Source organism: Paenibacillus sp. J22FR83 (genome assembly GCF_059691955.1).
This window is the reverse complement of the sequence record NZ_JCAUAM010000005.1, coordinates 54,821-66,805: the sequence shown is the minus strand read 5'-3', so window position 1 is coordinate 66,805 and position 11,985 is coordinate 54,821. Positions and strand designations below refer to the sequence as shown.

The 11,985-nt window shown below is 45.5% G+C and carries 13 protein-coding genes; all 13 read right to left on the bottom strand.

The window, feature by feature from the left end; translation table 11 throughout:
* Positions 1-4: 4 nt before the first annotated feature.
* The 13 genes from lepB to acpP all read right to left on the bottom strand — a co-directional run bounded on the left by lepB (position 5) and on the right by acpP (position 11,984).
* Positions 5-616 carry a signal peptidase I gene (gene lepB, locus AC58PV_RS10670; RefSeq protein ID WP_497432226.1) on the bottom strand — a complete coding sequence of 204 codons (612 nt, stop codon included), beginning with the start codon at positions 614-616 and terminating at the stop codon, positions 5-7.
* A 101-nt stretch (positions 617-717) separates the two neighbouring features.
* Positions 718-1,059 carry a 50S ribosomal protein L19 gene (rplS, locus tag AC58PV_RS10665; RefSeq protein WP_028558249.1) on the bottom strand — a complete coding sequence of 114 codons (342 nt, stop codon included), beginning with the start codon at positions 1,057-1,059 and terminating at the stop codon, positions 718-720.
* Positions 1,060-1,221: 162 nt separating this feature from the next.
* A complete protein-coding gene (trmD, locus tag AC58PV_RS10660) occupies positions 1,222-1,986 on the bottom strand; it encodes a tRNA (guanosine(37)-N1)-methyltransferase TrmD (protein ID WP_497432225.1) in 765 nt (254 codons plus the stop codon).
* A complete protein-coding gene (rimM, locus tag AC58PV_RS10655) occupies positions 1,983-2,498 on the bottom strand; it encodes a ribosome maturation factor RimM (RefSeq protein WP_497432224.1) in 516 nt (171 codons plus the stop codon). The genes trmD and rimM overlap by 4 nt, the downstream gene beginning before the upstream one ends.
* A gap of 82 nt (positions 2,499-2,580) precedes the next feature.
* A complete protein-coding gene (locus AC58PV_RS10650; protein ID WP_028558246.1) occupies positions 2,581-2,811 on the bottom strand; it encodes a KH domain-containing protein in 231 nt (76 codons plus the stop codon).
* A 26-nt stretch (positions 2,812-2,837) separates the two neighbouring features.
* On the bottom strand, positions 2,838-3,110 hold the full coding sequence (rpsP, locus tag AC58PV_RS10645) for a 30S ribosomal protein S16 (RefSeq protein ID WP_028558245.1): 273 nt from the start codon (positions 3,108-3,110) through the stop codon (positions 2,838-2,840).
* Positions 3,111-3,147: 37 nt separating this feature from the next.
* Positions 3,148-4,506, bottom strand: coding sequence for a signal recognition particle protein (gene ffh / locus AC58PV_RS10640; RefSeq protein ID WP_497432223.1), 1,359 nt, complete (start codon positions 4,504-4,506; stop codon positions 3,148-3,150).
* A 31-nt stretch (positions 4,507-4,537) separates the two neighbouring features.
* Positions 4,538-4,888, bottom strand: coding sequence for a putative DNA-binding protein (locus AC58PV_RS10635; protein WP_497432222.1), 351 nt, complete (start codon positions 4,886-4,888; stop codon positions 4,538-4,540).
* A gap of 81 nt (positions 4,889-4,969) precedes the next feature.
* Positions 4,970-5,959: a signal recognition particle-docking protein FtsY gene (gene ftsY, locus AC58PV_RS10630; RefSeq protein ID WP_497432221.1), complete on the bottom strand. Its 990-nt coding sequence runs from the start codon at positions 5,957-5,959 to the stop codon at positions 4,970-4,972.
* Positions 5,960-5,991: 32 nt separating this feature from the next.
* On the bottom strand, positions 5,992-9,567 hold the full coding sequence (gene smc, locus AC58PV_RS10625) for a chromosome segregation protein SMC (protein ID WP_497432220.1): 3,576 nt from the start codon (positions 9,565-9,567) through the stop codon (positions 5,992-5,994).
* Between the two features lie 94 nt (positions 9,568-9,661).
* Positions 9,662-10,363 (bottom strand): ribonuclease III, encoded by a 702-nt coding sequence (gene rnc, locus AC58PV_RS10620; RefSeq protein ID WP_497432219.1) that lies wholly within the window; start codon positions 10,361-10,363, stop codon positions 9,662-9,664.
* Between the two features lie 60 nt (positions 10,364-10,423).
* Complete coding sequence (gene fabF, locus AC58PV_RS10615; protein WP_497432218.1) at positions 10,424-11,659, bottom strand: beta-ketoacyl-ACP synthase II; 1,236 nt, start codon at positions 11,657-11,659, stop codon at positions 10,424-10,426.
* Positions 11,660-11,750: 91 nt separating this feature from the next.
* Positions 11,751-11,984 (bottom strand): acyl carrier protein, encoded by a 234-nt coding sequence (gene acpP / locus AC58PV_RS10610; protein WP_028558238.1) that lies wholly within the window; start codon positions 11,982-11,984, stop codon positions 11,751-11,753.
* Position 11,985: the final 1 nt, after the last annotated feature.

The following is an 11,985-nucleotide window of genomic DNA, read 5'->3' as shown; positions in this document are numbered from 1 at the left end:
CACCTCAAAAATGTATGAAACTAATTTTCTTCACCGGCCAAAAAATCACTTCTGCACGGCCTACAATTTTATTATACGGCACAAAGCCTACACTTTTCGTACGACTGTCTTTGGAATTCGGACGATTATCTCCCATCGCAAAAATCTGGCCTTCAGGCACTTTCGTTTCTGGGAAATCCAGTAATGTGTTGTACGGGTGGCCTTCTTTAACAGCCTGATCTATCGCCTCTTGAATAAAAGGCTGAGCCAGTTCTTCGCCGTTAATGTACACCTTGTCCCCAACTACCTTCACGGTTTCTCCAGGCAGGGCGATAACACGCTTAATATAATCTTTGCCTTCAGGTGCGTGGAAAACGATGACTTCGCCTCGTTTCGGATCACGAATATCGTACACAATTTTATTGACAATCAATCGCTCTCCCGTAAAGAAATTCGGATGCATCGAATCTCCATCAACAATAAAGGGGGAGAAGAGGAACCAACGAATAATAATAACAAGTACTCCTGCGATTACTAGCGCTTTAATCCATTCCCACGTTTCACTTTTTGTTTGCACGGTCTTTGCTGGAGCAGCACTGATCGGCTGATTGGGTTGCATTTGATCGTTATTTTCCATCACTGACGGCCTCTCTTCCAGTTTTGGTGTGATCTCTATTATATCCTATTATGTACAGAAAAAATGAAAAGGAGACTTGACTGAACAAGCCCCCCATTTTACTATCGAATTTCTTTAATTCTTGCTGCTTTACCACGAAGACCACGCAAGTAATAAAGTTTCGCACGACGAACTTTACCACGGCGAGCCACTTCAATCTTGTCAATCTTCGGAGAATGGAATGGGAAAGTTCTTTCCACACCCACACCGTAAGAAATTTTACGAACTGTAAACGTTTCGCTGATTCCACCGCCGTGGCGTTTAATAACAACACCTTCGAACAGCTGAATACGCTCACGTGTACCCTCGATAACTTTTACGTGTACTTTAAGTGTGTCTCCTGGACGGAAATTAGGAATATCCGTACGGAGTTGCTCTTTCGTAATCTCTTGAATAAGATTCATAGTTGACTCCCTCCTTCCACACAGGTGTTCATTCCGCTAATTGTTAGTAAATCTAAGTTGTTATGCGTAGAGGACCACCAGACTCGAACTGTTGAAAAATTCACAACAGAATACATATTATCATAGTCCCAAGATTAATTCAATAGAGAAGATTGTACAAGCCTAACTATTTTGTTCTTGTTGTTCTCTTTTCCATTCAGCCACCCATAATTTTTCCTCTTTGGACAATACTCTGCCCTCCAGCAAATCTGGCCGACGCTCTAGAGTCCGAATGAGCGACTCCTTGTTCCGCCATTTTTTTACGTTAGCATGGTGACCAGAAAGAAGCATCTCAGGAACTTCCCAATCTCGGAACTTGGCGGGGCGAGTGTAATGCGGATACTCAAGCAGTCCCGTTGAGAAAGAATCTGTCACAGCGGACATCTCATTCCCGAGCACCCCAGGTAGAAGTCTCACTACACTGTCTATAATGACCATAGCGGGTATTTCACCACCGGTTAGTACATAATCACCAACGGAGAGCTCGTCCGTCACCAGGTACTGCCTAATCCGTTCATCATAGCCCTCGTAATGACCACAGATAAAAACAAGATGCTCCTCACCAGCTAGTTCTTCCGCTTTCTTCTGCGTGAAGGTCTCCCCTTGTGGGCATAACAGGATGACACGCGGCTTTACAGCCACCCCTTCAGCGGTTTGATGCGTAGGCAAAGCTTCGACTGCACCAAAAATCGGTTCTGGCTTCAGCACCATGCCCCCGCCGCCACCGTAAGGGTAATCATCAACTGTATTGTGCTTGTTCGTGGAATACTCACGGAAATTAACCGTACTCAGAGAAACGATCCCTTTCTCACGTGCCTTCCCTAAAATACTAGAAGAGAATACCCCTTCAAACATTTCTGGGAATAAAGTTAAGACATCCACTCTCATTCCATTAACCCTTCCATCAGATGAATACGAATTGTTTTGTTTGGAATATCAACTTTTAGGATGACATCATCGATCACTGGAAGTAGTAGTTGCTTGCCTTTCGGTAAAGATACCACCCAGACATCGTTTGCTCCTGGCGTTAGTATTTCAGAGATCAGCCCCAGTTCTCGTTCATCTTCTGTAACGACCTTACAGCCGATGATTTCGTGGTAATAGTACTCTCCCTCTTCTAGCGGCTGTTGATCCTTAGCCTCTATCTTCAGCAGGGACCCTTTAAACTTCTCAACATCATTTATGTTCGAGAATTGACTGAACAAGACAATAAATACGTTTTTATGTAAGCGGGACGATTTCACTGTCACCGGCGTTTGCTTATTTTGAGAATCTACAATGATTAATGAATTCCCCACATCGAACCGTTCTGGGAAATCTGTTTCAGGCACGATCTTTAGCTCTCCACGTATCCCGTGGCTATTCACGACTTTCCCAACCGTCACTAATTTCTCCGTCATATGCGCTTGCCCAACCTCCACATTAAATTACCTTCTTTTCATATGCGAAAAAAGGCTAGGAATTGAATCCTAACCTCATTTCTTATGAAACGATTTCAACGGCTACCCGTTTCGTTTCTTTCACAGCTGCCGACGTGACAACCGTACGGAGCGATTTCGCAATCTTGCCTTGCTTGCCAATCACTTTACCGACATCGTCGGGATGAACAGAAAGCCTGTACTCGATCTTGTCCTCTTTCTCCACCACAGCGACACGTACCTCTTCCGGATGATCGACAAGAGCCTTAGCAATAACGGTGATAAGATCCTTCATGAACCCACCCTCCGAAAGATAACAGATTACTTCTGTAATTTCAGCTCGTGAAACTTAGTCATCAAACCTGCTTTTGAGAACAGGCTGCGAACTGTATCGGACGGTTGAGCGCCAGTTTGAAGCCATTTAAGCGCTTTTTCCTCATCAAGAACCACAGCTGCTGGTTCAGCAATTGGATTATAAGTACCGATTTCTTCGATAAAACGACCATCACGCGGGGAACGGGAATCCGAAACCACGACACGGTAGAAAGGAGCTTTATGAGCGCCTACACGTTTAAGACGAATACGTACTGCCATTGAAAAATCACCTCCTACTTAGAATAAACGCTATGATTTAAAAGGGAAATTTAAATCCCTTACCTAACTTCTTCATGCCCTTGGCACCTTTCGGTCCCATCATACCCGAGAATTGCTTCATCATCTTGCGCATATCGTCGAATTGCTTGATGAAACGATTGACTTCCTGCACCGAATTTCCACTACCTGCTGCAATCCGTTTGCGACGATTCGCATTCAGCAACTCAGGTTTACGCTTCTCTTCGGTCGTCATCGACTTCACAATGGCTTCAACACGCGCCATCTGTTTCTCGTCAACCTTCATGTCTTTCATGCCTTTAATCTTGTTCGCTCCCGGCAGCATATCAAGAATTTGGTCAAGAGGCCCCATCTTCTTCACTTGCTCCATCTGCTCAATGAAATCCTCGAAGGTAAATTCGGCGTTGCGCATCTTGCGCTCCATCTCTTTCGCCTTATCCATATCAATACCAGCTTGCGCCTTCTCGATTAAGGAGAGCATATCGCCCATGCCGAGAATTCTTGAGGCCATACGGTCAGGGTAAAATGGCTCTAAAGCATCCATTTTCTCACCGCTGGCTACGAACTTAATCGGACAACCTGTTACCGCTTTGACGGATAACGCAGCACCACCGCGCGTATCTCCATCTAGTTTGGTTAACACAACACCGGATAATTCAAGCTGCGCATGGAAGCTTTCTGCCACATTAACAGCATCTTGCCCCGTCATCGCATCGACAACTAGCAGAATCTCATCCGGGCTTGTCGCTTCACGAACATTCTTGAGCTCATCCATGAGGTTTTCATCAATGTGCAAGCGACCTGCGGTATCGATAATCACGTAGTCATTGCCGTTATCCTTCGCGTGTTGAAGACCCGCTTTGGCAATCTCAACAGGGTTTACTTTATCCCCTAGTGAGAACACCGGCACCTTCAGTTGTTCACCCAGCACTTCCAACTGCTTAATCGCCGCGGGACGATAAATGTCACACGCAACTAGAAGCGGTCGGTGATTCTGTTTCACCAACATTTTAGCTAACTTGCCTGAGGTCGTTGTTTTACCAGCCCCTTGCAAGCCCGCCATCATAATAACCGTCGGCGGTCGATTCGAACGCGCTAGCTTACTTTGTGTACCACCCATAAGGGCAGTAAGCTCCTTGTTCACGATATCGATAACCACCATGCCAGGTGTGAAAGATTTCAGAACTTCTTGTCCGATCGATTGCTCTTTCACCTTCGCAATAAAGTCTTTCACAACTTTAAAGTTAACGTCCGCTTCAAGCAGTGCCAATCGAACTTCGCGAAGCGCTTCGCCTACATCTTCTTCCGTCAGCTTACCTTTGCTTCTCAGCTTGCCGAACACATTCTGCAATCGGTTTGCTAATCCTTCAAATGCCATGCGCTTCACCTCCTGCTTCTAAACTATGGTTTCAATCCATGCCTACTATTGTATCAAAAAGCTCTGTCACTTTCCTCTTTAGCGCTGGATCACAATCACTCAACCCAACAACTAATTCTTGACGCAGCTTCATGCGTTGTTCGTGCTTATGTAACAACTTCAACTTACTCTCATACTCCTGCAAGGTCAATTCCGCACGTTTGATATGCTCATAGACCGCTTGGCGGCTGATCGTGAAGTTCTCAGCAATCTCCCCGAGGGAGTAATCATCATGGAAGTACAGTTCAAGAAATGTTCGCTGCTTATCGGTCAACAATGGTTCATAGAAATCAAAAAGCAGGTTAATGCGATTCGTTTTCTCCAACATAGGATCGACAGTCATAATCTACCTCCGTAAAGGTTGCACACTTGACAGCAGCACAACAGAACCTATCATACTGAATTCCAAGATGATTGTCAAGCATTATACCTTGTCAGTATTTTCACCTATCCATTTGCCAAAAAGCGCATGCACGAACTGCTCCGAATCGAATGCCTGAAGATCATCCATTTTCTCACCAAGCCCTACAAACTTAACCGGCAAGGAGAGTTCTTGACGAATAGCCACGACGATTCCGCCTTTGGCTGTTCCATCTAATTTGGACAATACCAAGCCTGTCAAACCTGTTTTATCACCGAATAACTTAGCTTGGCTAAGTGCATTTTGCCCCGTCGTAGCATCCAGCACAAGAATGACTTCATGAGGAGCATCTGGGACTTCCCGCTGGATGACACGATAAATCTTGTTGAGCTCTTCCATCAGATTCACTTTGTTCTGCAGACGACCCGCTGTATCGCATAAAAGAATATCCACGTTGCGCGTTTTGGCCGCTTGTACAGCATCGTACATGACTGCGGCAGGATCTGCACCAGATTGTTGCTTGATGACATCAACACCTACACGCTCTCCCCACGTCTCGAGCTGCTCAATGGCGCCAGCACGGAACGTATCCCCAGCAGCCATCAGCACCTTCTTCCCTTGCGATTTGAACATGTGAGCCATTTTGCCAATCGTCGTCGTCTTGCCTACACCGTTAACGCCAACGAACAAGATGACCGTCAAGCCATTCGGATTAATGTTCAGTCCGGCATCTGCATCCCCTTTTAGCAGCTCAATCAGTTTTTCTGAAAGGATCGGTTGCAGCTCTGCTGGATCTTCAATTTTGCGCTTTTTAACCTCAGCACGAAGCTCATCAATCAATTTCAGAACCGTATTCACACCAACATCTGCACCAATTAGAATTTCTTCCAATTCTTCATAGAAATCTTCATCAATTTTTTTGCGACGGCTAAATAAATCATCGACACGATTCACGAACGCATCCCGCGTTTTCGTTAAACCTTCCTTAAATTTATTCGTTACTGCTTCAGCTTTACCTGAAATACTCTCTTTCAATCGTTTAAAAAAACTCATAGTTCCTCCTAAATAACACTGTTAATTTCACACTATGATGCTGTCATTGTCGCTTCCTCATCCTCTAATCGGACCGAAACAAGCTTGGAAACGCCGCCTTCTTGCATGGTAACACCATACAACACATCAGCTTCTTCCATCGTTCCTTTGCGGTGTGTAACCACAATAAATTGCGTCATTTCCGAAAACTCCCGTAAGTACTCAGCAAAGCGAGATACGTTCGCCTCGTCTAACGCGGCTTCTACCTCATCCAGTACGCAGAATGGCACAGGTTTCACGCGAATAATAGAGAACAAAAGCGCAATCGCAGTCAATGCGCGTTCGCCACCGGATAGCAATTGCAAGTTTTGCAGCTTTTTGCCTGGCGGCTGAGCCACAATCTCAATGCCAGTATCCAGCATATTCTCAGGCTCGGACAGAATTAAATCTGCACGACCTCCACCGAATAACTTGGCAAATACGACACCGAAATGAGAGCGAATGGCATCGAACGTCGTTTTAAATCGTTTGGACATTTCTTGATCCATCTCACGAATAACTTGGTATAGAGTTGTTTTCGCTTCGATCAAATCATCCTTTTGCGAACTCAAGAACTCAAAACGTTCAGATACACGTGCATACTCCTCAATTGCCCCGAGATTCACATCTCCTAGTGAAGTTATTTCACGTTTCAACTCACGCACTTTGCTTTGTGTACCCTGAACATCCTCAGGGACGGGATACCGCATTTTCGCCAGTTCGTAGCTTAACTCATATTCTTCGGCAAGCTTCTTAAGCAAATTCTCAAGCTCCACATCAAGACGCGTTACACGCACCTCGGTTTGATGAAGATTTTCTTCTACTTGCTTCAACTGAATACGCTGCGTACGCGTCTCATTCTCACCCTGCTCAAGCTTCTGTAACCAATCCACACGCTCTGCACGCTTGAATTCGATACTTTCGGAACATTGCTGCTTCTTAAGCTTCAAATCATTCAATTGCTCAATTTGAAGGACAGTTTCTTGTTCCAGTGTTGCCATATCGCTTTCTAATTGAGTTAATAGACCGCGATTGACTTCGATCTCACGCTCCACATCGCTTAGATCTTGTTGCAATCGTCTTTGTTGATCTTGAAGGGACTGTTTCTCTTGTGAAGTTGAGGCTACTTTCACCTTCAAATCCGTCAGTTGGCTTTGCAGCTCTTCTTTTTGTGATTCGCTTGCCTTACGTGAGCTCTCGGCATCACGAATCGCTTGTTGCAACGAAGCTTCTTCTTCCTGGAGCTGCGCGAGAGTTGCTTCACTTTCGACCTTCTTGTTGCCGAAGTCAGTTCGTTCTCCAAGTAGGGCGCCTCTGTCTTGGCTATCCAGTGTCAGCTGTTCTTCAACTGTGCGGCTTTCTGATTCAAGCGGATTCAATTCCGCGCGAATTTGCTGCTCCGTAATCCGTTGTTGCTCACCTAATTGCCGCAGCTGTTCAACTTTTAACATTTCATCTGTTATTTCACGCTTTAATGTACTGGATTGACTACGTAAACCGCTGAGTTGCCCTTCCGAAGTTGCAATTTCTGCATCGAGTTCTTCAATTTGACGCTGACGCCCTAACAGATTCGTCGACTTCTTCTGTAAGCTTCCGCCCGTCATGGAACCACCTGGGTTAACCACGTCTCCCTCAAGCGTCACCACACGGTAGCGATATTGCGCTTTGGCCGCGATATGATTGGCATCTTCCAGACTTTCAGCAATGACGACATTCCCCAATAAACTAGAGAATATATTCGTATAGGTCGAATCGAAAGAAACGAGATCAACTGCGATCCCTACAAAGCCCTTCGAGGCTTTCAACGTCTGACTTTCGTGGTCAGATATCGAGCGTCCGCGAATGACATTCATCGGCAAGAACGTTGCTCGTCCCATTTGACGACGCTTCAGGAAAGCAATCGCTTCTCGTCCGTCAGCTTCCGTCTCTACGACGATATTTTGCAAAGCTCCGCCTAAAGCTGTTTCTATCGCTACTTCCACATTGGCAGGAACTTTGACAAGCTCAGCAACTGCTCCGCGAATGCCCCGCAAATCTTTGCGTGTTTTCGCTTTAAGCACTTCCTTAACACCTTGTTGGAAGCCATCGTAATCATTGGCCATTTCTTTCATCGTGTCGCGGCGGGAAATCAAGCTATCCATCTTTTGCTCCCATTTCCGAACCATCGACTGCGCTTCATCCAGCAATCCTTGCTTACTCTTTAACGCTTGGGTTAACCCAACATATTCTTGTCTTGCACGCTCGATGTCTCCGACTGTTTCTTGCAATTTAGTTGAAAGCTCCTGCTTACGTCGCGTAATACTTTCACGTTGATCCGCCCATTTCTGACGTTCCTCATCCAGTCTTTCCAATCGACGCCCAATGCTTTCGATTTGCTGCTCGGCGTAGCGAATCTCATTGCGAGATTGTGCCATACGGTTGAGCGTTTCCAACAACTCACCCTTCAACTGTTCTTCAGGCGAAGAACTGATTCCTCCGCTTACTCCTTGCAAGCGCTGTTCTTCCGCAGTCAGCTTCGCTTGGAATTCAAACAGCTGCGCACCGATTCCAATGATTTTATCACGCTGTTCACTCAAATCTGCTTCTTTATCTATTTTGCGCTGCTCTTGCATTGCGATTGTGGTGCTCAATTGGAGATGATTCGTCACATAGTTCTTCTTCCGTTCCTTGAGAACTTCTCCGTGACCCTCACACTTCTCGAATTCCTCACTCAAACCTAATAAACTCTCTTGCAGCGTTTCTAGTTCCTCTTCCAACCGGCGCGTTTCTAGGCGATGTTTTTCCAAATGCGCATCATGCTTGCTTACAATTGTAGACAATTCTGTTTGCTCTTTCGTTAACTTCTCCAACAATTGCGTAGCGTCATTCCATGCTACATAGATTTGATCAATCTGATGGACATACATCGAGATCTCACTACTTTTGAGTGTTTCCTTCAATTCTTTAAAACGAATCGCTTTCTCCGCCTGGTCCCGAAGTGGCTCGACTTGATCCTCAAGTTCTGAAACTAAATCATGAATACGCAGCAAGTTCTGCTCAGTATCGTTTAATTTCTTCTCCGCTTCGCGCTTACGTGATTTATATTTAACTATCCCCGAAGCTTCTTCGAAAATGCCTCGACGATCTTCCGATTTCGTACTCAAAATTTCTTCAATGCGCCCTTGTCCAATGATGGAATACGCTTCTTTCCCGATACCGGTGTCCATGAATAACTCCGTGATATCTTTCAAGCGACAAGGTTGTTTGTTAATCAAATATTCGCTATCTCCGCTACGATGAACTCTACGCGTCACCGTAACTTCATTAAACTCAAGCGGGAGCGATTGTGAAGAATTATCCAGCGTCAGTGATACTTCCCCGTAATTGACTGCACGACGTGCATCACTGCCAGCGAAAATGACATCCTCCATCTTGCCCCCACGCAAAGATTTCGCGCTCTGTTCACCTAACACCCAACGGATCCCGTCCGAGATATTACTCTTCCCACTCCCGTTAGGACCTACAACCGCGGTTATACCTCGTACAAATTCGAGTTCCGTCCGATCCGCGAATGATTTAAATCCGGATAATTCGATCCGTTTCAAAAACATGGTCTCACCTCAAAAAGTATTGTAACATATCGCCTATCAAAATAAGAGAGAAAAACAAAAAAGGCAGCAGCAGCCGCCTCTTCTGGTTAATCTACTATCGTAGTACAGTTACGTTTAGTTTGGACAGTGCACCAGCAGCTGCCTGCTGTTCCGCCTCTTTCTTAGAACGACCTGCACCAGTTCCCAGAAGCTCGCCATCCATGTGTACTTCTGCAACGAACTCTCGCTCATGTGCAGGTCCACGTTCATTCACGATCCGGTATTCCAAGGAACCCAAATTGTGATGCTGGGTATGCTCTTGCAATTGTGTCTTGTAGTCAATTACAAGCAGCTTGCCCTCACTGGAAATTTTGGCAAATACATGCTTCTGTAGAAACGCCTTGACTGTATCCAAGCCTTGGTCTAGATATAAAGCGCCAATAAAGGATTCGAATACATCTGCCAACAAGGCTGGCCGAGAACGTCCTCCCGTTAACTCTTCGCCCTTGCCTAACAAGACAAAAGATCCGAAATCCAGATCTTCGGCAAATGTCACGAGCGACGGCTCGCAGACAATCGATGCTCTCAGCTTCGTTAATTCACCTTCTGAACGCCCAGGATAAGATTCATATAAGAATTCCGAAACTGTTAACTCTAGTACGGCATCGCCAAGAAACTCAAGCCGTTCATTATCTTTATGTCCAGCAATGCGATGTTCATTCACATAGGAAGAATGTGTGAAAGCTTGTTTCAACAGCTCCATTTTGCGGAAATGAACACCTACTTGCTTCTGTAAATCCTTAATTTCACGATTCATGTCTTACTTCACCACCCGGAGAGAATGATATTCCGTTATCTTTCGTCACAGGCATGGTAATTATGCTTGAAATTTCTTCATAATGATCGTTGCATTATGACCACCGAAACCGAAGGAGTTCGACATCGCAATATCAACGTTCGCTTCGCGCGCCTTATTTGGCACATAATCCAAATCACACTCAGGATCTTGATTATCCAAGTTGATTGTCGGAGCAATCAGGCTATTCGATATCGTTAATCCACAGATGACAGCTTCTACACCGCCGGCAGCACCAAGCAAATGACCTGTCATCGATTTCGTTGAACTTACTGCAACTTTATATGCATGCTCGCCAAGCGCTTTCTTGATGGCAATCGTTTCGGATTTATCACCAACTGGCGTTGACGTGCCGTGAGCGTTAATGTAAGAAATTTCATCAGGTGAAATGCCTGCGTCCTTGATCGCTTTCACCATACAACGTGCAGCACCATCCGGGTCTGGATCTGTCATATGATAAGCGTCACCGCTCATACCGTAGCCGATAACTTCTGCATAGATGCGTGCTCCACGCTTCTGAGCATGTTCTAGTGACTCCAGAATGAGAACACCAGCGCCTTCTCCCATAACAAAGCCATCGCGACCTGTATCGAAAGGACGACTTGCCAAATGCGGCTCTTCATTGCGCGTTGACATCGCACGCAGTGCGCAGAAACCTGCTACACCAATCGGCGTAATCGTCGCTTCGGCACCGCCGCAAATCATCACGTCTGCGTCGCCGCGTTGAATCATTTTGAAAGAGTCACCAATCGAGTGCGTACCTGTTGCACAAGCTGTTACAGCTGTGGAGTTCGGCCCTTTCGCACCTGTGACCATCGACACATGACCAGATGCCATGTTCGCAATCATCATCGGGATAAAGAAAGGAGAAACTCGTTTAGGCCCCTTTTCTAACAAAATGCGATGTTGCTCTTCCCATGTATTCAAACCGCCAATGCCTGATCCGACTGAAACGCCTACGCGCTCCGGATCCGCATCCTCATTCACATTCAAATTCGCGTCCTTGAGTGCATTTAAAGCACCTGCAACTGCGAACTGAACGAAACGATCCATCCGGCGAGATTCCTTGCGATCCACATAGTTCTCGATATTGAAATCTTTAATTTCTGCTGCAATCCGTGTTGGGTATTCGCTTACATCAAAGTTCTCGATCAATCCTACGCCAGATTTACCTGAAGAGAGATTTCCCCAGAACGTTTCTAAATCTTGACCAAGGGCAGTAACTACGCCCATACCTGTAATTACAACTCTGTTCATTTGTACCACCTTCTATGTAGTCATTCATATTTTTTATTGCCAGGAATGGAGAGAAGTCCCGTCTTTATTAGAAACGGGACTCTGTAGACTATTACGTATGAGATTTTATGTAATTCGTAACTTCTCCTACTGTCGTAATCTTCTCAGCATCTTCATCTGAAATTTCTAAATCGAACTCATCTTCTAATTCCATTACTAATTCAACTACATCGAGAGAATCAGCACCTAGGTCTTCTTTGAAAGATGCTTCGAGGGTGACTTCAGCTTCATCAACCCCTAGACGATCGACTACAATTCGTTTAACACGATCCAATACGTCGGACATC